Origin of the sequence: Bacillus swezeyi (assembly GCF_001969815.1) — a bacterium.
Taxonomy (GTDB): domain Bacteria; phylum Bacillota; class Bacilli; order Bacillales; family Bacillaceae; genus Bacillus; species Bacillus swezeyi.
The window spans coordinates 1-19,774 of sequence record NZ_MRBK01000061.1; the positions used below are offsets into that span (position 1 = coordinate 1).

A 19,774-nucleotide genomic window follows, 5' to 3' on the forward strand; every position below is an offset into this window, starting at 1 on the left:
ATAGAAGCAGTCTTTCTTTTCATGATCATGATGTTTCTTGCAAGGATCATAATAGAAGCAGTCTTTCTTTTCATGATCATGATGCTTCTTATAAGGATCATAATCATAGTCCCAATAATCTTTCTTAACCGGTACGTAATAATACATACATTTCCACCTCAGTCTATAAATTTTTAATTTCCCTACAGGATATGATGAAAAAATGGAATAGATTGGGTTGTTGCTTTGGATCAAAAGCACATTGTCTGTAAAAATGCCCTCTATGAACATCAAATTGAGAGAGTTCTTGATCAAACGCGTGTGTTCAGTTTCTATAGAAAAGCTGAACACAGATAAGCACAATCCATATGGCACTGCCGAATATAAGGTTGAATATATCTTTCTTTTTGGTCAGTTTGCTTGGAAAAAAGATCAGCCTGATGGCTGTAAAAGCCGTCACAATGAAGATCAAACAGCCAAGAACAAGGCATTTGATAAAAACTGATCCCGGATAAAACGGGGTGCCGCAAACAAGGAAAATCACCAGCAAAGCGGCAGCTTGTTTGGCTGTTTTCTGTTGATCAGGATCAAAAATGGCAGGGCTTTCTTTTTCCTTAAGCTTGTTTTTCATGATAGCACCGTCCTTTTTCTGGATATGATCGTGATTTGAATGCTAGAGAAAACAGGGGGATCATGCATGCCGGCTCTCCCCGGCTTTGATGTGAAGGGAAAAGTGAAATCAGCCTGTATAAAAGGGGATGATCCTGCATATACTCGGGATTATTCAATTTGTAAAGAGGTGATTTCATGTTAAACAGCGAACACATCCACATGATTCAAAAGGCACTGGAGGCGTCAGCAAGCAGTCTGGAAAATCTTGGCGAAGAGCGTCTTACATATGCAAAGGAAGATCTTCATAACGCGATCGGCCATATGGAATCAACAGATCATCCTTTTTTAACGTATTCGATTAACCGGAAATAGTCCAGATCCTCAGATCGTCATCACAAATCTTTCTTGTTGAATTCTTGCAGCCATAGTGATAGGATAGAAGTTCTGAAATCTCGATAGTTGGGGGTTGGAGCAGGGTGACAGCATCTCGTCTGCCTTTTTCTTTAACAAAAACAAAAAACTTTTATGAAGAACTAAACAATTGGATCGGTGATGTCTTTTACGATATTCTCCCTGAAAAGGGCTTTGATTTACGGGATGAGCAAATCTTTATGGCTTTTCAATTAGAACGGGCATTTAAAGAAAAGAAAGTGATGTTTGCCGAAGCAGGCGTCGGAACCGGAAAAACGCTTGTTTATCTGCTGTTTGCGCTCAGCTATGCCAGATATACGGGCAAGCCGGCGGTTATTGCCTGCGCGGATGAGACGCTGATTGAACAGCTCGTCAAAAAAGAAGGAGACATTTATAAGATATCAGAGCATCTGGGCCTGACGATAGATGCACGGCTCAGCAAATCCCATGATCAATATTTATGTCTGAAAAAACTGGAAAAAACGATGCAGCGCTCTGATGATGAGAAATGGCTTGACCTTTATGAGGCGCTTCCGCCATTTGTCCATGAATCACAGGGCATGCAATCATTTTATCCATACGGAGACCGAAAGGAATATTCGGCACTGTCAAATGATGAGTGGGCCGACATCGGGTATGATTCATTTCAAGACTGTCTCACTTGTGATATGAGACACCGCTGCGGGCTGACGCTCTCAAGAGACCATTACCGGAAATCAACGGATTTTATTATCTGTTCTCATGATTTCTACATGGAGCATGTCTGGACAGAAGAAGCGAGAAAACGGGAAGGGCAGCTTCCGCTTTTGCCTGAACACAGTGCGGTCGTATTTGATGAAGGGCACCTGCTTGAATTTGCTGCGCAAAAAGCGCTGACATACAGAGTGAAGCAATCCACATTGGAGATGTTTCTTGAGCGCCTCCTCGGAAATGAGATCAGAGAGGAGTTTGCCGAGCTTGTTGAAGAAGCGCTCCGCGTCAATGATGAATTTTTCGCTTTGCTGTCAGAGAACGCTGAAAAAGCAGAAGGTTCAGACCGACTGCGCATCAAGGATGATGCCGAAGTGAAAAAAACGGCCGGCGAACTTTACGAGTTGCTTGAAAAAATCGGCGAAGCGCTCGTTTTTGAAGGAGAATTGTATACGATTGACCAGTATGCTTTGACAGTCGTCGAGGAATATCTTGAACAAATGGCCTATTCTCTTTCACTCTACAGAAAAAATGCAATCAGCTGGCTTGAACATAAAGAGCTTGAATCGACATTTGTGGTCATGCCGAGGACGGTATCAGAAGTTCTTGGAGAAAAAGTGTTTTCCAAACAAATTCCGTTCATTTTTTCTTCTGCGACATTATCGGAAAACGGCTCATTCGATTATTTGGCGAACAGTCTCGGCATTCGCGACTACTTATCGTTTACGGTTGATTCCCCCTATGATTATGAAGAACAGATGAAAGTGTATGTCCACCGCATGGAAGAAGCGGTAGATAAAGGGCGTGCGGCGGTCAACAGCATGAAAGACTCCGGGGGAAGAACGCTGATCCTGTTTCCGTCTTTTGAGGAGCTTGCGGTGTTCAAACAGCAGATCGGCGGGGAAAGCCTTCCGTTTCCTGTATATTTTGAAGGAGACGAAGAAATCAGTACAATCGTAGAAAAGTTTCAAACCATTGAAGAATCGGTTCTATGCTCTGTACACTTATGGGAAGGGCTTGATATTCCGGGCGCCTCGCTTCAAAACGTCATCATTTGGTCGCTTCCTTTTCCGCCTCATGATCCGGTCTTTGAAGCAAAACGGAGCGGTGTCGAAAACGCCTTTCGCGAAGTCGACCTTCCTTATATGCTGTTAAGACTGCGCCAAGGCATCGGACGTTTGATCAGGTCCAATGAAGACCGCGGCACGATCCATATCTATGCAGCGGATATGAAAGAATGGAATGTGATGGAAGAGGTCGAGGCTGTACTTCCTGTTCAGCCTGTCTAAAAGAAAAGCGGTTTTTTCCGCTTTTCTTTTTTTGTTATCTGCCGGCTAAAAAGTTGACTTTCGTAAATATTTCCATTAGTCTGATTACAATTCGTGGGAAGAGGAGGATAGGATATGAGCATCAATACATATGAAAAAGAGTTTTTAGAAACATTGAAAAAAATCAGCCAGTATGAGCAGGCGATTAATGTGATGTACTGGGATATGAGGACAGGTGCTCCGAAAAATGGGGAAGAATACCGTGCTGAAGCGATCGGCCAATTATCCGCAGACGTCTTTCAGATGAGGACATCAAAGCGGATGAAAGAGCTGTTGGACCATTTATGGGAACAAAAAGACAGCTTGCCGCATGATACGCAGAAAGCGGTCGAAGAAGCAAAAAAAGAATATGATTTAAACAGCAAAATTCCCGAAGAAGAATTTAAAGAATATACGACACTGACATCCAAAGCCGAATCCGTTTGGGAAAAAGCGAAAAAAGCATCTGATTTTTCGCTGTTTGCCCCTTATCTGGAGAAAATCATCGACTTCAAAAAACGGTTTATTACATATTGGGGATATGAGGGACATCCTTATAATGCGCTTTTGGATTTATATGAGCCAGGCGTTACGGTAGAAACTTTGGACAGCCTTTTTGCCGAATTGCGCGAGTCGATCGTTCCGCTCGCCCAAAAGATCGCTGCAAGTCAGAAAAAACCGGATACAAGCTTTGTACATGAGCATTTTCCGAAAGAAAAGCAGCGCGAATTATGCCATTTCTTTTTAAAGGAGCTCGGCTATGATTTTGATGCGGGCCGCCTTGATGAAACGGTTCATCCTTTTCAGGTGACGATCAGCCAGGGGGACGCGCGGGTGACGACGGCCTTTAACGAATCCGATTTTCGCTCAGCTGTCTTTGGAACCATTCATGAGTGCGGGCATGCCATTTATGAACAAAACATTGATGAAGCATTGAGCGGAACCAATTTATCAGAAGGGGCTTCAATGGGAATCCACGAATCTCAATCTCTGTTTTACGAAAACTTTATCGGCAGACATCAAGGGTTCTGGAAACGTTATTTTCATAAAATGAAAGAGTCCTGTCCAGAACAATTTGAAGGGGTTACAGCTGATGGTTTTTACAGAGCCGTGAATGAATCAAAACCTTCATTGATTCGAATTGATGCCGATGAGCTGACATATCCGCTGCACATTATGATTCGCTATGAAATTGAAAAAGCGATTTTCAGCGGTGAAGTGGCAGTTGAGGATCTTCCGAAGCTGTGGGATGAAAAATATGAGGCATATCTTGGCGTTACGCCGCCGGACGATGCCAAGGGAATATTGCAGGACGTCCACTGGTCGGGCGGTGATTTCGGTTATTTTCCTTCATACGCGCTCGGCTATATGTATGCGGCCCAGCTGAAATCAAGCATGCTGAATGACCTTCCGGAATTCGACCGGCTGATTGAAAACGGTGATTTTCAGCCGATCAGACAATGGCTGACAGATCATGTCCATGTCCACGGCAAAAGAAAAAAGCCGCTGGAGATGATCAAGTCAGCGACAGGTGAAGAGTTAAATGTACGTTATTTAATTCGCTATTTAGAGGACAAATATACAAGCTTGTATTTGTAATCCAAGAGCCCTCCCGAAAACGGGGAGGGTGTTTTTGAATCTGAATTTTCTGTTAAATACGAACGATTTTCTCAGAAATAAGTCATGGAGTTCGTCATTTTTTGTTTTTGGTCTTCCCAATCCGCCTGAAAGTTGCTATAATTTGATACATTATATCACTCATATAATCGCGTGGATATGGCACGCAAGTTTCTACCGGGCACCGTAAATGCCCGACTATGAGTGGGCAAAAGGAAAACGAACGTCTTTTAAGCAGCAGACGGCTTTTCGTCTTTTTCAGCATTGCCCGCTCGATTGAGATCTACGAGCGGGCAATGCTTTTTTTATTAAAGGGCACCTGAATAAACGGAGGGTTATACATGGAACAGCTAAAACGAAAAATTGCAGAGGATGGCACTGTTTTGTCTGATGAAGTGCTCAAGGTTGATTCTTTTTTAAATCATCAAATTGATCCGGAGCTCATGCTGGCTGTCGGAGAGGAGTTCGCCTCTCTTTTTCAAAGCGAAGGCATTACAAAGATTGTCACGATTGAATCTTCAGGAATTGCACCTGCCGTCATGGCCGGATTAAAGCTTGGCGTGCCGGTCATTTTTGCGAGAAAACGCCAATCTCTCACATTGACGGAAAATCTTTTGACAGCTTCTGTATACTCATTCACGAAGAAAACGGAAAGTACGATTGCCATTTCTGCAAGCCATCTGTCAAAGGATGACAAGGTTCTTGTTATCGATGACTTTTTGGCGAACGGACAAGCCGCAAAGGGCCTCGTCTCCATCATTGAACAGGCCGGGGCAAAGCTCAGCGGCATTGGGATTGTGATCGAAAAGTCATTCCAGTCCGGACGAAAGGAGCTTGATGAACTCGGAATCAGAGTCGAATCCCTGGCAAGAATCGCATCTCTTGCCGGCGGCAAAGTCACCTTTTTAGAGGAGGTTCGTTCATGAAACTCACAGCCGCTAAAACCGTTTCACTAAGTATTCAGCATGTCCTTGCGATGTATGCGGGAGCCGTCGTTGTTCCGCTTATTGTCGGCGATGCTCTCGGATTGACTCCGGCACAGCTCACTTATCTTGTATCTGCGGATATCTTGATGTGCGGGATCGCGACATTGCTCCAAGTCTGGAAAAACCGCTTTTTCGGAATCGGTTTGCCCGTCGTATTGGGATGTACGTTTACAGCAGTTTCTCCGATGATTGCCATTGCATCAAAATACGGAATACCCGCCATTTATGGAAGCATTATAGCCGGCGGTGTCATCATCATCATTCTTTCCTTTTTCTTTGGAAAGCTCGTCCGTTTTTTCCCTCCGGTCGTCACCGGATCTGTTGTGACGGTGATCGGTATAACGCTGATTCCGGTCGCTATGAACAACATGGCAGGCGGTGAAAACAGCAGTGATTTCGGTGCGCTGTCAAATCTTGCTTTGGCATTTTCAGTTTTGTTGGTGATTGTCCTTTTATACCGTTTTACAATGGGATTTTTGAAATCTATTTCCATTTTGATCGGACTGCTAGTCGGAACGGCTGCCGCAAGTCTGATGGGAAAGGTTGATTTCACTGAAGTGGCAAATGCGAGCTGGGTGCAGATGATCCATCCTTTTTATTTCGGAACTCCAGTATTCGAGATTACACCGATTATTACGATGACACTTGTTTTAATCGTCAGCCTCGTTGAGTCCACAGGCGTTTACTTTGCATTGGGCGATTTGACAGACCGAAAGCTGGCGGAGAAAGATTTAGCAAAAGGATACCGCGCTGAAGGGATTGCCGTATTATTCGGCGGCATATTCAATGCTTTCCCATATACGGCTTATTCGCAAAACGTCGGCCTCGTTCAGCTCACAGGCGTCAGAAAAAACAGCGTCATAGCTGTTGCGGGAGGATTTCTGATTCTATTGGGGCTTTTTCCAAAAGCCGCCGCACTGACAACGATTATTCCGAAACCGGTATTAGGCGGGGCTATGGTGGCGATGTTCGGCATGGTCATTGCCTACGGCATCAAAATGTTAAGCCGGGTTGATTTCGCAAAACAGGAGAACCTTTTAATTGTTGCCTGCTCAGTCGGAATCGGCTTAGGTGTGACAGTCGTACCGCAGATGTTTCAAAATCTCCCTGACGCCATCAAACTTCTGACAGAAAACGGGATTGTCGCAGGAAGCTTTACCGCCATTTTATTGAATGTGATTTTTCACATTCATCCGTTTTCCCGGGCGGCTGAACGGCATGAAACCGTTCCAACTGAAAAATCCGCTGTTTAAAACCTCACGATCGTGGGGTTTTTTGATTTGGTGTGTTTTCTCCTTCTGCACAAGACATACTATCGGTATAGAAGAGGAGGCATATCCGATGAAAACAGTGAAAGAGCTTGTCGAACACATCAGCACAAAGGACGGCGGCGAGGCTGTCATCCGCCCCGTCAGGCAGGATGATGCTGCTGACATTATAGAAGCGGTCAAAGACGTGATTGAAACGGGTGTTTACATCCAAAAGGAGAGGCCGCGCACGTTTGAGGAAGAACAGGCCTTTATTCAGGAGATGAGAGAAAAAGACAATATGTATGCCGCCGTTGAAATCGATGGGAAGGTTTATGGAATCGCGCGGGTGATCCGCGGCGAGCTTCAGATGAAAAAGCATACCGGGCTTTTTAGAACCTGGCTTCACAGGAGGGCGCAGGGCCTTGGCATCGGTAAAGAAATCATGTCTTACACCCTCAACTGGTGCAGGCTCCATCAGCTGCATAAACTGTGCCTGACCGTGTTTTCCTCAAATGAAGCGGCGCTTTCCCTGTACAAGAAAAACGGGTTTATCATCGAGGGCATTCAGAAGGAGCAGGTGCTCTCAAACGGAGTTTTTGAAGATGAAGTGCTGATGGCTCGCTTTTTTAAGCGTTCCACATAAAGGTGCAAATTTTGGAGACGCTTTAGATAGAGGTGGTGGTGTTATGGCCTATATCGTATCGGCAGGAACAAGTGTGCCCCGCTGTCATGTCAATCAATGGCAAGCCGCCGGGTTTGCGCGAGAGATGTTCAAAGATTCATTTAAAGACATTGACCGGCTGCTAGCTTCATTTAAAAATGGAGAGATTGAATCAAGGCAGTTTGCCATGCCTTTGGAATGGTATAAAGAAGAAAAGAGCTTTCAGGAAAAAAATCAGGCGTATATTGAGATGGCTGTCCAGCATAGCGCTGATGCTGTGTCAAAGTGTTTGGCAGATGAGCGCTTTCTAAAAAAAGAGATCCCTTTTAAACAAATTGAAGCGATATTTTTTGTGTCTTCAACCGGGATTTCAACGCCGAGCATTGACGCAAAACTGATGAATATCCTTCCGTTTTCAAAGCGGACGAAGCGCATTCCCATTTGGGGCCTCGGGTGTGCGGGAGGAGCGTCAGGCATCGCCCGGGCCTTTGAATACTGCAAAGCTTTTCCGAAGGCTTTTGTTCTCGTGATCGCGGCAGAATTGTGCAGTTTAACATTTCAAAAGCATGATAAGACGAAAAGCAATCTCATCGGAACGTCTTTATTCGGTGACGGGATTGCCTGTGTTTTAATGTGCGGCAGGGAAGCGGACACCGCAGATTCAAGGTTTCAAGTTCTTCCGGAAGTCGTGAGCTCTCAATCGACTACATTAGAACACTCGGAAGATGTGATGGGATGGGAGATCAACAATAGCGGTTTTCAAGTTGTTTTTTCGCGGGATATTCCGTCATTGATCAGGACAAATTTAAAAAAAGACGCTGAAGCATTTCTTCAAAAGGAACATGTCAGGCTTGAAGATATTCAAGTTTTTCTCGCCCATCCTGGAGGAAAAAAAGTGCTTGATGCATACATTGAAAGTCTCGGCTTCTCAGAAAAACATCTCGAAAGTTCACGGCGGATATTGGCGAAACACGGAAATATGTCATCAGCGACTGTCATGTATGTCATAAAAGATGATATGCTAAACAACTGTCCCCAGCCGGGGAGGTTTGGCCTATTAGGAGCGCTTGGCCCCGGGTTTTCATCAGAACTTCTTTTAATGAAGTGGAACAAAAAAGCGAGTGGTTGACATGTTTTGGACGATTTTGATCATATTTATCACACAGCGGCTTATTGAACTCGGAGTCGCCAAGCGGAATGAAAAAAACGCGATCAAGCAGGGGGCCGTCGAATATGGAAAACGCCACTACCCGTTCATCGTAGCGATGCACGTGCTCTTTTTCATTTCTTTCATTTGGGAAACAGCCGTTTTTCAACGCGGAATGACACCCTTTCCGGCGCTCGTTTTGACAGCGCTTGTCCTTACCCAGGGACTGCGCTACTGGTCGCTCTTTTCTTTGGGGAGATGCTGGAATACAAAAGTTCTCGTCATCCCCAAAACCGATCTTATTCGTAAAGGGCCTTATCAATGGATCAGGCATCCGAATTATTTGGCTGTGGCGCTAGAATTATTTCTCCTTCCGCTGCTGTTTCAGGCGTATTTGACGGCTGTTTTATTTACGGTTTTCAACGCCGTCTTGATTTTGATCCGCATTCGTGTAGAAGAACGGGCATTGAAAGAATGGTGTCATTGAAAATGATTCTCATTTTATGTATAATGGTAATGAAAAGCATTCTCATTATAGGATGGTGAACATTTATGACGATGTTTTTTCTGCTCGCAGCTGTTTGTACATACAGCGTATTGATTGGATTTGTGCTAAAAGGAATCGCAAAACGTTCCGCATAAAATAAATAGAGATGAAGCTGCTATGAAGGCAGCTTTTTTCATGTTTTCTTTCAATTGTGAACAAAAATACACAAATGTTGTGTAAAATGGGGGAAAGGGGCTGAATATATAAAACAACGCTTAAAAGGGGTAGGAATCATGGCACATATAAACACAAAAGACGATCTCATGAAAAGAGCCGGAGCTGTGTTCAGCGAGCTGAAGAAAAACGGGGATGAAATGCGGGCAGCCCAGCTGGCGGGGATCATCCGAAAATGGACGCGCGAAGAAGTGTACATCGCTTTTACCGGCCATTATTCAGCAGGAAAATCTTCTATGCTGAACACGCTTCTTCAGGAAGACGTTTTACCGGCAAGTCCGATTCCGACGAGCGCGAATCTCGTCATGGTCCGCCGCGGAGAATTGAAAACAGCGCTTCATACGACAGACGGCAGATACGCCGAGTTGCAGGGCGCTTATGATAAACAGAAAGTGCAGGCGTACTGTAAGGATGGGAGCCAAATCGAAATGGTGGAAATCGAAGGGCCATTTTCCGGGATAGCGCCACAAGCCGTTCTGATCGACACACCTGGAATCGATTCCACAGATGATGCTCATTTTCTGTCGGCATCATCTATTTTGCACCAGGCAGATACACTGTTTTATGTTGTGCATTATAACCATGTCCATTCTGAAGAAAATGTGAATTTTCTTCGTTTAATAAAAGGGAAAATTCCGAATGTTTATTTCGTCGTCAACCAAATTGACCGTCATGATGAAACAGAAACAGATTTTCAAGGCTATAAAAAACAGGTCCTTGATATGCTGCTAAAAGAGGGAATCAGTGAAGAGCATCTCTTTTTTACCTCTGTCACAGAAAAAGATCATCCGCTTAATGAATTCACCCGGCTGCGTGAATTGCTGAACCGCCTGCAAAATCAAACGAAGCTGCAATTATTCACATACACGGAGCAAAAAGTGACACGGTTGATTGATGAGCATGTTGAGATGCTCATCAGTGATGGGGATTCATCCTTATCTGAGGAAGCCGCTTCTTTGGCCGAAAAAGTCCAGTCGCTGGAAGAGCAGCTGGCCGAATCAGCAGAGCAACAAAAACGAACGGGCGAATCATTTCAAAAAGAAGTGCAGACCATCATCAAAAACGCGAATTTGACCCCGTTTGATATGAGGGAGCTTGCGAAATCATATTTGGAATCAAGCGAAAAAGGCTTTAAAAAAGGACTTATTTTTAGTAAAACAAAAACGCTTGAGGAAAAAGAAAAGCGCAAAGAAGCTTTTCTTGCAGACGTCCAAAAAAGGGTTCAGGCTGAAATCGACTGGCATATCATTGAAGCGTGTAAAACGTTTATGAACCGATTTGAAATAAAGAGTGATCAACTGCTGCAGCACATCCTTCAATTCAGCACAAAAATCGATGAAACCCATTTGCTTCGTCCGCTGAAAAAAGGGGCGGAACTTACGCCTGAATATGTGTTGAACTATACAAAGGAATTGGCCGAAAACATCAGAAGAGAGGCGAAAGGCAGCGCCAAGCAGCTCCTTGAACAGCTCAAAAGCCTCATAGCAGAAAAGGAAGAGCGCAAGTTTGAGTCGGCAAAAGCCGAGTATGAAAAGGAGAAAGCGGCTCTCTCCGGATTGGAAGAACGGCTGACAGAGCAGCGCCTATCATATGAAAAAGCGAATCTGATCTGGGATCAATGGGAAAACGGGAGGGATGACGGCGGTCAAGCGGAAGACTGGTATGCGGCCGAAAAAATAGCGCTGCAAAAACCGCTTGAAACCGAAACGGCTGATGACAGCATGAATCTTCATGAACAAAACAGGCGTGAGCAGACATTAAGAGATGCAAAGAGCGTTTCGGAATATATGGCACTGTTTGAGAATCTCGCCCGGTATTTAGAGGGCATCCCGGTCTTAAACAAGCAGAGGGAAGCATTTTTGGCAAAAACAGAGCGGCTCCATTCAAGACAGTTTACATTGGCGCTTTTCGGGGCTTTCAGCTCTGGCAAATCTTCTTTTGCAAACGCGCTTTGCGTACGAAAAGTCCTTCCGTCATCTCCGACACCGACGACGGCGACGATTAATAAAATCACAAAACCACAGGGAACAAAACAAGACGGGACGGCTGATGTGACGTTTAAAACAGAAACGGAGATCACCGCCGAACTGGATCAGCTTTTAGATGGGAAAATGTCGGAAATAAAAGGCAAAACTCTTGTCGAGAAGCTCGAAAAACTATTGCAAAAAGGCATGCTTCATCATGATGAACGCATCATCACAGAGAACTTTCTAAAGGCATATGAACGCTTCGGCCAATATATTGCAGACCAGGACATATTAACAATATCCGCGGGCGAACTTGAGCCATATGTCGCTGAAGAGGAGACGGCTTGCGCCGTCCGTGAAGTAACCGTTTATTTACATTCACCTGTCACGAATAAAGGGATTACAATCGTCGATACGCCGGGCGCCAGCAGTATGAATAAACGGCATACTGAGCTCGCTTTTCAGTACATCAAAGACGCTGACGCCCTCCTTTACTTAACTTACTATCAGCATGCGTTTTCAAAAGCGGACCGCTCGTTTTTGCGGAAGCTCGGATTAATCAAAGACGCTTTCAGCATGGATAAAATGTTTTTTATTCTAAACGCGGCAGATCTTGCGGAAAGTGCCGGCGAATTGGAAACGGTTGAAGCCTACGTAAGGGGAGAACTGCTCAAAGAAGGGATTCAAAACCCGCATTTTTACCATGTCTCTAGCAAACAGGAACTGAGCGGAAAATCATCGCCTTTCAATGATTTCAGCCGCCTTAAGAAAGAGCTCGATGAATTTATCGAAAACGGTTTGACAAAAGCGGCTGTCGATCAGCTGCTATATGAAGGCAAAAAGCTTTGTGATACAGTGATTCAGCTCCGCCGTTCTTTGCACCGTTCCGTCAAAGAGGAGGAAGCGGAGAAAAAGCAAATCGAGAAAGCTTTTCAAGCAGCATGCTCCGCCATTGATGAGGTAAATAAGGGATCTTCCATTTTTCAGCTGGCCGAAAAGGATATTGAAGAGCAATTTTATTATATGAGGCAGCGTCTTTCTTATTATGCGCACGATTTGTTTAAAGCAGCCATTCATCCCGGTCTGCAAAACGGGAATTGGCAGGATAATCTGCAAAAAGCTTTGAAAAGCTGTCTGAAAGAGTATGAATTTGAATTTTTGCAGGAATTAAAAGCGCTCGACATTCGCATTGAAAACATGGTGGTTAAGTATGCTGATGAACAGTGGGCAGGGACAATCCGGCAAAAGCTGGCTGATAATGCTTACTTTTCTGTTCATATCGCACCAGAGCCTCCTCAAACAGACAGCTGGGATACGGCTGAGGCTGCAGCAGATGAAAGAGCATTTGCTGATGAGCTGAAAAAATTCAAAACTCCAAAAGCGTTTTTTCAGCAAAATGGAAAGGCGAGATTGATCGAATCGCTCGCTTCAAAGCTTTCCGACATCACGGCCGGCTGGATTCGACATGAAAAACAGGCCTTTTTCAGCCGCTGCCAAAAAAGCGCCGAACTTTTGCAGAAGTCCGTATCTCAAACAGCTGCGGAACAGATCAAGGAGCAAAAAGAAACGTATTTTCACGAGCCTTTGGAAAGCGGTGACAGGGATAACATCGAAAAGGCATATACCGCTGCAAACAAATGGCTCCGTGAGATTGAATCATAACCATTGATGGTGGCTGCACCAAAAGCATGGTAGACTGAATAAAAAAGAAGGGATTTAAAACGATGACAAACGTTCATGAAGCGATTACTGCACATTCAAAAAAACAGCACCAGCAAATAAGCGAGTTCGTCCTCCTGGAACAGGAACGTGAAAAAGCGATAGACGAGGCCGTTGCCAAGTGTGAACGAAAAGAACCATTTTCCACAGACCGCATCAATCAAATTACAGTGAAAATGAATGAGCTGTCCAAGAAAGGGATCGTCCCGAAAAGACGGCTGGTCTCTCAAGAAATGGTCGAGGAATACGTCAGCCGAAAAAACGCCGGCCAATAGCTGGCTGATCCTTCCGTGAGTGGATTCGGGCCTTTTTGCAAACAATAGACCTGAACCGCCCGCTGGAGGTGAAGGACAATGGGAAGAACAAAGCTTGGCAATGCAAATGCGCAGCGAAACAACAACGCCAAAAAGAAAAACGGCTTTAATACCGAGTTTTCTACCGAATCTTATGCGCAGATGGAAGCTGCAAAGATGATCTCAAACAAGAAAAAACATGAAAAATAAAGACATTCAAAACAGCGTCCTTTGACGCTGTTTTCATCATTTTTGCTCCTGTGGTACAATAGGTGCATTGTATGATGAAAGGAAGTTTTCGTGATGAAAAAGAAGTTGCTGCTTGTTGACGGGATGGCGCTGTTATTCCGGTCATTCTTTGCGACAGCGGTTCACCGCAATTTTATGATGAATGACAAGGGAATTCCCACAAACGGTGTTCACGGCTTTTTGAAACATCTGCTGACCGCAGTGGCGGCGTTTGAACCGAGTCATGTCGTCTGCTGCTGGGATATGGGAAGCAAAACATACCGAAATGATTTATTTAAGGATTATAAAGCAAACCGCGGCGAGCCGCCGCTTGAATTAATTCCGCAATTTGACATGGCAAAAGAAGCCGCAGAAGAGCTGGGCGTTTTGAATATCGGCCTCGCAGGATTTGAAGCGGATGACTGCATCGGTACGCTGTCAGCGCTGTTCCGTGAAGAAGCGGACATTACAATCGTCACAGGAGATAAAGATCTGCTTCAGCTTTTGGAAGGGACTGTAAAAGTGGCATTGATGCAAAAAGGCATCGGCAACTACAAAGTGTATACGAAAGAAACCTTTATGGAGGAAACCGGCATCGAGCCGCTGGCTTTGATCGATATTAAAGCGCTGATGGGTGATCCGAGCGATAATTATCCGGGTGTTAAAGGGATCGGCGAAAAAACGGCCTACAAACTGATCAGGGAATATTCGACCATTGAACAGCTGCTTGAAAACGTAAGCCGGCTGACTAAAGGCCAGCAAACGAAAATAACAGAAAATCTCGAAGACCTGAAACTGTCAAGAATACTTGCTGAAATCAAATGTGATGTTCCGCTTTCCTGCTCATTGGAAGAAGCGGATTTTACGTTATCGCATGACAGGGCCAGAAACATGCTGAGGCTGCATCAGATCAGAGGAATTGAGCCGCTGCTTGCGAAAATGGAAAAAAGAGAGATCGGCTAAAAATCGATCTCTCTAATGTTTTGTATTGCTTTTTTTCGCACGGTTTTCAAGCTCGGTTTTTGGATCGGTGTGCCGGTTCATTTCAATGTCTCCCTGCGGAGTGACACCGCCGGTCAGACGCCCTTTCCCGGCAGGCTTCTGCTTTTCCACATTAACCACCTCAAGACTTATCATGCTCAAAGGGAGAAGCTTTTACTCGGATTGATTCAGCAAAATCGCTTTTTTCGCCAGCTTGTCCGCTGTCTGGTTTGCTTTTGAAGGGACCCACTTAATAAAAAACAAATCAAAATGGGATTTTAAGCGGAGAATGTCAGCAAGATAAGGCTTGTACGCCTCGTTTTTAACGAATTCCAAATCTGCCGCTCGTTCAACGATCTGAGAATCGGTACGAAACGAAACAATCCGATACTGTCTTTCAGCACAGAGTTTCATCCCTTCGATCAGCGCCATAAATTCAGCTTCGTGATTGCTTAAGCGGCCGGCGGGAAGGGAAAACGATTCAGATTTCCCGCCATTTTTGATAAAGATGCCCAGTCCGGAAAGGCCTGGATCACCGGCGCTTGCTCCATCAACATACACTTCAACAGGCATTTTTTTCACTCCTTTCATCCAAAGGGGTGATCTTTTTGGCAGCATAAGCATAAGGTGCTGCGAAAAGAGCAACGACAAATTTTAACGCGTAAGTGGTGATAAAAATCTCCACCCATACATCAAACGGATATGTGCCGATAAAGGCGACGCTTGTAAAAATAAATGTATCGAGAAGCTGGCTGACAGCTGTGCTGCCGCTGTTGCGCAGCCATAATGCACGATCGGAAGGAAATAACCTTCTGATCCCCGAATATACATAAACATCAAGTGTTTGGCTGATGATATAGGCAAGCAGGCTCCCGAGCGCAACGCGCGGCAAAAATCCGAATATCGTCTCAAGCGCCGGCTGTGCGATGTCTTCCGGGTGCGGCTCAAAGAGGAGTGCTCCCTGCATGACGGCAGTCAGGCTGATGAGGATGAAAAAACCAAGAGCAACGGCTTTTTTCGCTTCTTTTTTGCCGTATCTTTCATTGATGATATCGGTCGCGAAAAATACGCTGCCGTACATGATATTGCCGAGTGTTGAGGTCAGGCCGAACAGCTCGACTGTTTTCGCGACTTCAATATTGGCTGCGACTGTGGCAAATCCGATCCAGACAAATAAACCGGTTTTGCCAAATCGTTTAAAAAAGAAGAGAACAATGATAAAATTAATGATCGCAAAACTAATCCATAATATCTCATTAAACAAGAACAGGTACTTCCTTTCTGAATAAACTGTTTAGATTATAGCATATCAAGCCATCATTTGAATAAAGGTGATTTTGTGAAACTTAGAGCATGCATGAAAATAAAAATGAAGGCATCTGCATCCGTTTCTTTTACGGCTGACGATTGGATAGAAGTAAAAGATGCCGTGGTTTTCGGCCGTCAATTTTCTCAAAATCCATATGTCACAGAGCTTGAGTTTGAGGATGAGAAGGGAAGCTTCTGGACATTGAAAGAACTTGAAAAATTAAAAGAAGAACTGGCGCATGAACCTGATGAAATTACGGTGTTTTTTGACGGGAGCTATGATAAAGAAAGCCAGCTTGCCGGTTTGGGCATTGTGATTTATTATTCTCTCGGCGGGGAAATGTATCGGTTAAGAAAGAATAAAAGCTTTCGTCTGACGACGAACAACGAAGCGGAATATGCTGCTCTTTATGAAGCTGTAAACGAGCTGAGAGACCTCGGCGCCAGCAGAAATTCTGTCGTCATTAAAGGAGATTCGCTTGTCGTATTGAACCAGCTCGAAGGAAACTGGCCGTGTTATGACCCGGTTCACTCGAAATGGCTGGACAAAATCGAAAAGCAGCTCCATAAATTAAAGCTCACGCCGACCTATATCCAAATCAGCCGCAAAGACAATAAGGAAGCGGATCAGCTTGCGAAAAAGATGCTTGAGCATACCATTGTGGAAAGCCGCATGAAACTAGACAAATAACGGAGATGAAAACCTTGGATAAGAAGGAGATCTTTAAGGAACTGACAAATTTGCAGGATACCTATTGTGAAGGGTGTTTTATCAAAAAACATTTTAGAAAAGAATACGGAAAAACGTATGCCCATGCATTTTGCATTTCAACATGCACAGTCGGAGAAAAGCTCCGCACGTATGGAGAAGTGCTGACAAATAAACACTGACAGACAAAAAACCGCTTAAATGCGGTTTTTTTGCTTTTAATGCTGTGCTTCATCAAGCTGGTGCTGACAATCATTCAATATCGCCAGCTGCTGATTTAAAAAGGCTTCATCCAACGCGGATAATTCTTCAGCCTGTGAGAGCTGTCTGGCGTCTTCAATCGATTGATAAGCCGATTTCAGCAAGGTGGAGCTGTTTTGTCTTGTCGCCATGCCCGTCGTTTTTTGGGCGGTTTCAACGGCTAATTCAAGCTGCTTTCGCTGATTGAACCCCGTTTTGATGTCCCCGCGATGTTCTGAATTCATGATCATACACCTCCAGTGATTATTTTTTATAAAAACAGGCAATATTATGTGCAAAAAAAGAACAAATATAATAAAATTAATCCGATATAACTATTGAACCTGAAAAATATAAGTCAATATTACTATTTTAGGTATCTTATAAAAAAGGAGCCTGTGACAGTGGAGAGCAATGAATTGCAAACCGTCCTTCACAAGACATTTGTGGAGGTATATAAAGATCTAGAACAGCTTGTTGATATCGCGAAAAAGGGCCGCCCCTCTTTGGAGAAGAATATTGAGGAAATCGAACAAAGGCTGAAGCAAAATATTCTGGCCATTGAAATTCAGCTGAAAATTAAATAGGAGAGGCATAAATGCCTCTCCTCTTATTTTGAAGTCTCATTTTGTCTTCAGTCTGTTAAATCTTTACAACGTTAGATGCTTGAGGTCCACGATTACCTTCAACAATTTCGAAAGAAACTTCTTGTCCTTCTTCTAAAGACTTGTATCCATCACCTTCGATTGCAGTGAAGTGAACGAATACATCGTCTCCGCCTTCAACTTCGATGAAGCCGAAGCCTTTTTCATTGTTAAACCATTTTACTTTACCATTTTGCATATTGCTTAATCCTCCTAGTACTGTAGCACAGAGTGCTAAAAAAAATTTTCATCATCTAGCGTGTTCTGCTAAATGATGGTTTCACTATACACTATCTACAAGGACGCGTCAAGCTGTCAAGAGAAAAAAATGAACTTTTATGCTGTTTTTAGGAATTTTGTTGAAATCGTTTTCAATTTTATGGCCATTCATGCTCATTTTCCCCGTATTCAAACGAAACAAACAAATGCGTCCATCCGTATATAAGAAAACCGTAAATTTATGAAGAGGAATAGGAGTGATAACCATGAATCGTTATTCGATTAATGAATTTGTCGAAAAAACCAAGCAGGAAGATAAAGGGGAAGGGTTGTTTGAACTTGAAACACCGCGCCTGCTTGAAGTCAATCTTGATGGGAAAGTATGGGCAAAAGCCGGTTCAATGATTTCCTACAGGGGGAAAATCAAATTTGAACGTGAAGGCGTGTTTGAGCATGGGCTTGGACGCATGATGAAAAAAGTATTCAGCGGGGAAGGCGCTTCACTGATGAAGGCAGAAGGGGACGGGAAATTGTACCTCGCTGACCAGGGGAAAAAGATATCCATTTTAAATCTGAATGATGATGCCATTTTTGTGAATGGAAATGATCTTTTGGCATTTGAACCGGCTATCAAGTGGGACATCAAGCTCATGAAAAAAATCTCAGGCATGCTTGCCGGCGGCCTTTTTAACATCAAACTTGAAGGTACGGGGATGGCGGCGATCACAAGCCATTATGAACCGCTCACCCTGATCGTTTCGCCGGGCAGTCCAGTTTATACTGATCCAAACGCTACTGTGGCCTGGTCGGGTGGTCTTCAGCCTGAATTCGTCACAGATGTTTCGTTCAAGACTTTCATCGGCAGGGGAAGCGGCGAATCGATCCAAATGAAGTTTTCAGGAACCGGATTTGTGGTTGTTCAGCCATATGAAGAAGTGTATTATGCGGAGTCTTAAATCCAATAGAAAAAAACACTTGCCGAAACAAGTGTTTTTTTCTTAGCGGGCGCTTAGGATAGAGCCCTTACAGCCTGCTTTTTATTCATGATGATCTCAGACTGCTCAACAATATCGGTTAAGATGACTTCAGATGAATTGGATAAGTGCAGACTTTTAATATTCTTTTTCATTTCGTTTAATCTTTGTTCGTCTGCCAAAAGGGAAGAGACGGATTCAAGGATCTCCTCATGACGGTTTACGACGATGGCAGCGCCTCTGTCTTCGAAGAACAAGGCATTTTCTTTCTCCTGTCCAGGCACCGGTCTGTACAAGATGACAGGTACGCCGATTGCGGTTGCTTCTGTAAGTGTGATTCCGCCTGGTTTTGTGATCATGCAGTCTGCGACCCTGAACAGCTCGTCAATTCTTTCGATATATCCGAGCGTTTTCAGTTTTTCAGGATGCATGGCTTCAATCTCTTCCAATGAAGTTTTTAACAGCGTGTTTTTTCCGCAAATGACTACGACTTGGACGTTTTCTTTCGTCACGAGGGATTCACACAGTTCCTTTACATTTTTAAGAACTCCGTGGGCGCCCGCCATGATCAGCAAGATCTTTTTATCTGAAGAAAGCTGATACTTAGCATAGATCTTTTCTTTGTCCATTTCTTCTTCAAACTGCCGGCGGATCGGGATGCCTGTGATTTTGACATGACTTGGGTGAGTTCCGATTTCCAGCAGTTTTTCCTTCACATAATCAGTCGCCACATAGTATTTATCGATGTGTTCGTGAACCCAAATTTTATGAAGGCAGAAATCAGTCATGACGTTAAATGTCGGTATTACTTTACCCATTCTTCTTCTATATTCAGGCACGACGATCATCGGAAACGTATTGATGATGATATCGGGCTGATGTTTTTTAACCAGCTGGTCAAGCCGCTTGTTTCCCATCTTAAAATAAATATTAAATTTTCTTTTATTGTAAATTTTATCGACACCATAGTAAAAAAGGCGATAAAACTGCTTTCCGATTGAAAAACTTTTCAGGTAAAGATATTGGGTAATATCAGACACAATCGGATTTGATTCTTGATACAAATTCGAAACAGTTACATTCTTAAAACCGAGCCTTTCACACTCTTTGT

23 protein-coding genes, 1 pseudogene and 1 riboswitch are annotated in these 19,774 nt (G+C 44.0%); of the genes and pseudogenes, 17 read left to right on the forward strand and 7 right to left on the reverse strand.

The window, feature by feature from the left end; genetic code table 11:
- Positions 1 to 304: 304 nt before the first annotated feature.
- Entirely contained in the window at positions 305 to 610 is a 306-nt protein-coding gene (locus tag BTA30_RS21630; protein WP_076764013.1) for a hypothetical protein, read from the reverse strand.
- 176 nt (positions 611 to 786) lie between these two features.
- Between BTA30_RS21630 and BTA30_RS23500 the strand changes: the two genes are divergently transcribed.
- The 13 genes from BTA30_RS23500 to BTA30_RS21685 all read left to right on the forward strand — a co-directional run bounded on the left by BTA30_RS23500 (position 787) and on the right by BTA30_RS21685 (position 14,551).
- The gene (locus tag BTA30_RS23500) at positions 787 to 963 is read left to right on the forward strand and encodes a hypothetical protein (protein WP_094777375.1); all 177 of its coding nucleotides are present in this window, start codon (positions 787 to 789) and stop codon (positions 961 to 963) included.
- A gap of 104 nt (positions 964 to 1,067) precedes the next feature.
- Positions 1,068 to 2,981, forward strand: coding sequence for an ATP-dependent DNA helicase (locus BTA30_RS21635; RefSeq protein WP_076764015.1), 1,914 nt, complete (start codon positions 1,068 to 1,070; stop codon positions 2,979 to 2,981).
- A 114-nt stretch (positions 2,982 to 3,095) separates the two neighbouring features.
- Positions 3,096 to 4,598: a carboxypeptidase M32 gene (locus tag BTA30_RS21640; RefSeq protein ID WP_076764018.1), complete on the forward strand. Its 1,503-nt coding sequence runs from the start codon at positions 3,096 to 3,098 to the stop codon at positions 4,596 to 4,598.
- A gap of 139 nt (positions 4,599 to 4,737) precedes the next feature.
- Positions 4,738 to 4,837: riboswitch (purine riboswitch) on the forward strand.
- 120 nt (positions 4,838 to 4,957) lie between these two features.
- Positions 4,958 to 5,542, forward strand: a complete 585-nt coding sequence (gene xpt / locus BTA30_RS21645; protein WP_076764021.1) for a xanthine phosphoribosyltransferase — start codon at positions 4,958 to 4,960, stop codon at positions 5,540 to 5,542.
- Positions 5,539 to 6,855: a nucleobase:cation symporter-2 family protein gene (locus BTA30_RS21650; RefSeq protein WP_076764023.1), complete on the forward strand. Its 1,317-nt coding sequence runs from the start codon at positions 5,539 to 5,541 to the stop codon at positions 6,853 to 6,855. Before xpt ends, BTA30_RS21650 begins: the two co-directional genes overlap by 4 nt.
- 88 nt (positions 6,856 to 6,943) lie before the next feature.
- Positions 6,944 to 7,495 carry a GNAT family N-acetyltransferase gene (locus BTA30_RS21655; protein WP_076764025.1) on the forward strand — a complete coding sequence of 184 codons (552 nt, stop codon included), beginning with the start codon at positions 6,944 to 6,946 and terminating at the stop codon, positions 7,493 to 7,495.
- Positions 7,496 to 7,538: 43 nt separating this feature from the next.
- Positions 7,539 to 8,642: a type III polyketide synthase gene (locus BTA30_RS21660; RefSeq protein WP_076764027.1), complete on the forward strand. Its 1,104-nt coding sequence runs from the start codon at positions 7,539 to 7,541 to the stop codon at positions 8,640 to 8,642.
- A 1-nt stretch (position 8,643) separates the two neighbouring features.
- Positions 8,644 to 9,147: an isoprenylcysteine carboxyl methyltransferase family protein gene (locus tag BTA30_RS21665; RefSeq protein ID WP_076764030.1), complete on the forward strand. Its 504-nt coding sequence runs from the start codon at positions 8,644 to 8,646 to the stop codon at positions 9,145 to 9,147.
- A 65-nt stretch (positions 9,148 to 9,212) separates the two neighbouring features.
- Positions 9,213 to 9,302, forward strand: coding sequence for a Fur-regulated basic protein FbpC (gene fbpC / locus BTA30_RS21670; protein WP_076764032.1), 90 nt, complete (start codon positions 9,213 to 9,215; stop codon positions 9,300 to 9,302).
- 138 nt (positions 9,303 to 9,440) lie between these two features.
- Positions 9,441 to 13,010: a dynamin GTPase gene (gene dynA, locus BTA30_RS21675; protein ID WP_076764034.1), complete on the forward strand. Its 3,570-nt coding sequence runs from the start codon at positions 9,441 to 9,443 to the stop codon at positions 13,008 to 13,010.
- 62 nt (positions 13,011 to 13,072) lie between these two features.
- On the forward strand, positions 13,073 to 13,342 hold the full coding sequence (locus tag BTA30_RS21680) for a YpbS family protein (protein ID WP_076764036.1): 270 nt from the start codon (positions 13,073 to 13,075) through the stop codon (positions 13,340 to 13,342).
- 78 nt (positions 13,343 to 13,420) lie between these two features.
- Positions 13,421 to 13,570 carry a hypothetical protein gene (locus BTA30_RS23505; RefSeq protein WP_094777376.1) on the forward strand — a complete coding sequence of 50 codons (150 nt, stop codon included), beginning with the start codon at positions 13,421 to 13,423 and terminating at the stop codon, positions 13,568 to 13,570.
- Between the two features lie 93 nt (positions 13,571 to 13,663).
- Positions 13,664 to 14,551, forward strand: coding sequence for a 5'-3' exonuclease (locus BTA30_RS21685; RefSeq protein WP_076764039.1), 888 nt, complete (start codon positions 13,664 to 13,666; stop codon positions 14,549 to 14,551).
- Between the two features lie 12 nt (positions 14,552 to 14,563).
- Here the strand turns inward: BTA30_RS21685 and sspL are convergent, their stop codons facing one another.
- Genes sspL through BTA30_RS21700 form a run of 3 tightly spaced genes read right to left on the reverse strand, consistent with a single transcriptional unit; the run spans position 14,564 to position 15,833 of the window.
- Positions 14,564 to 14,701: a small, acid-soluble spore protein L gene (gene sspL / locus BTA30_RS21690; protein WP_006636336.1), complete on the reverse strand. Its 138-nt coding sequence runs from the start codon at positions 14,699 to 14,701 to the stop codon at positions 14,564 to 14,566.
- Between the two features lie 42 nt (positions 14,702 to 14,743).
- A complete protein-coding gene (locus BTA30_RS21695; protein ID WP_076764041.1) occupies positions 14,744 to 15,142 on the reverse strand; it encodes a reverse transcriptase-like protein in 399 nt (132 codons plus the stop codon).
- Positions 15,132 to 15,833 (reverse strand): queuosine precursor transporter, encoded by a 702-nt coding sequence (locus BTA30_RS21700; RefSeq protein WP_076764043.1) that lies wholly within the window; start codon positions 15,831 to 15,833, stop codon positions 15,132 to 15,134. The genes BTA30_RS21695 and BTA30_RS21700 overlap by 11 nt, the downstream gene beginning before the upstream one ends.
- Positions 15,834 to 15,908: 75 nt before the next feature.
- On the opposite strand from BTA30_RS21700, the pseudogene BTA30_RS21705 reads away from it, so the two are divergent.
- Positions 15,909 to 16,590: pseudogene (locus BTA30_RS21705) on the forward strand (reverse transcriptase-like protein).
- Positions 16,583 to 16,768, forward strand: a complete 186-nt coding sequence (locus BTA30_RS21710) for a zinc-finger domain-containing protein (RefSeq protein ID WP_076764047.1) — start codon at positions 16,583 to 16,585, stop codon at positions 16,766 to 16,768. Before BTA30_RS21705 ends, BTA30_RS21710 begins: the two are co-directional and overlap by 8 nt.
- A gap of 36 nt (positions 16,769 to 16,804) precedes the next feature.
- Here the strand turns inward: BTA30_RS21710 and BTA30_RS21715 are convergent, their stop codons facing one another.
- Positions 16,805 to 17,071, reverse strand: coding sequence for a DUF2564 family protein (locus BTA30_RS21715; RefSeq protein WP_076764049.1), 267 nt, complete (start codon positions 17,069 to 17,071; stop codon positions 16,805 to 16,807).
- A 159-nt stretch (positions 17,072 to 17,230) separates the two neighbouring features.
- On the opposite strand from BTA30_RS21715, the gene BTA30_RS21720 reads away from it, so the two are divergent.
- Positions 17,231 to 17,413, forward strand: coding sequence for a hypothetical protein (locus tag BTA30_RS21720; RefSeq protein ID WP_003182837.1), 183 nt, complete (start codon positions 17,231 to 17,233; stop codon positions 17,411 to 17,413).
- Between the two features lie 55 nt (positions 17,414 to 17,468).
- Here the strand turns inward: BTA30_RS21720 and cspD are convergent, their stop codons facing one another.
- Complete coding sequence (cspD, locus tag BTA30_RS21725; RefSeq protein WP_076764051.1) at positions 17,469 to 17,669, reverse strand: cold-shock protein CspD; 201 nt, start codon at positions 17,667 to 17,669, stop codon at positions 17,469 to 17,471.
- A gap of 286 nt (positions 17,670 to 17,955) precedes the next feature.
- On the opposite strand from cspD, the gene BTA30_RS21730 reads away from it, so the two are divergent.
- The gene (locus tag BTA30_RS21730) at positions 17,956 to 18,645 is read left to right on the forward strand and encodes an AIM24 family protein (protein ID WP_076764054.1); all 690 of its coding nucleotides are present in this window, start codon (positions 17,956 to 17,958) and stop codon (positions 18,643 to 18,645) included.
- 53 nt (positions 18,646 to 18,698) lie between these two features.
- Here BTA30_RS21730 and BTA30_RS21735 read toward each other — a convergent pair.
- The coding region (locus tag BTA30_RS21735; protein ID WP_076764056.1) for a diglucosyl diacylglycerol synthase at positions 18,699 to 19,774 on the reverse strand (1,076 nt) is incomplete at its 5' end.

Coding starts and splice junctions, on each gene's coding strand:
- dynA (WP_076764034.1), top strand. CDS start 9,441: ATGGCACATATAAACACAAAAGACGATCTCATGAAAAGAGCCGGAGCT.
- BTA30_RS21650 (WP_076764023.1), top strand. CDS start 5,539: ATGAAACTCACAGCCGCTAAAACCGTTTCACTAAGTATTCAGCATGTC.
- BTA30_RS21730 (WP_076764054.1), top strand. CDS start 17,956: ATGAATCGTTATTCGATTAATGAATTTGTCGAAAAAACCAAGCAGGAA.
- cspD (WP_076764051.1), bottom strand. CDS start 17,669: ATGCAAAATGGTAAAGTAAAATGGTTTAACAATGAAAAAGGCTTCGGC.
- BTA30_RS21660 (WP_076764027.1), top strand. CDS start 7,539: ATGGCCTATATCGTATCGGCAGGAACAAGTGTGCCCCGCTGTCATGTC.
- BTA30_RS21655 (WP_076764025.1), top strand. CDS start 6,944: ATGAAAACAGTGAAAGAGCTTGTCGAACACATCAGCACAAAGGACGGC.
- BTA30_RS23500 (WP_094777375.1), top strand. CDS start 787: ATGTTAAACAGCGAACACATCCACATGATTCAAAAGGCACTGGAGGCG.
- BTA30_RS21685 (WP_076764039.1), top strand. CDS start 13,664: ATGAAAAAGAAGTTGCTGCTTGTTGACGGGATGGCGCTGTTATTCCGG.
- BTA30_RS23505 (WP_094777376.1), top strand. CDS start 13,421: ATGGGAAGAACAAAGCTTGGCAATGCAAATGCGCAGCGAAACAACAAC.
- BTA30_RS21715 (WP_076764049.1), bottom strand. CDS start 17,071: ATGAATTCAGAACATCGCGGGGACATCAAAACGGGGTTCAATCAGCGA.
- fbpC (WP_076764032.1), top strand. CDS start 9,213: ATGACGATGTTTTTTCTGCTCGCAGCTGTTTGTACATACAGCGTATTG.
- BTA30_RS21630 (WP_076764013.1), bottom strand. CDS start 610: ATGAAAAACAAGCTTAAGGAAAAAGAAAGCCCTGCCATTTTTGATCCT.
- BTA30_RS21640 (WP_076764018.1), top strand. CDS start 3,096: ATGAGCATCAATACATATGAAAAAGAGTTTTTAGAAACATTGAAAAAA.
- BTA30_RS21665 (WP_076764030.1), top strand. CDS start 8,644: ATGTTTTGGACGATTTTGATCATATTTATCACACAGCGGCTTATTGAA.
- BTA30_RS21680 (WP_076764036.1), top strand. CDS start 13,073: ATGACAAACGTTCATGAAGCGATTACTGCACATTCAAAAAAACAGCAC.
- xpt (WP_076764021.1), top strand. CDS start 4,958: ATGGAACAGCTAAAACGAAAAATTGCAGAGGATGGCACTGTTTTGTCT.
- BTA30_RS21695 (WP_076764041.1), bottom strand. CDS start 15,142: ATGCCTGTTGAAGTGTATGTTGATGGAGCAAGCGCCGGTGATCCAGGC.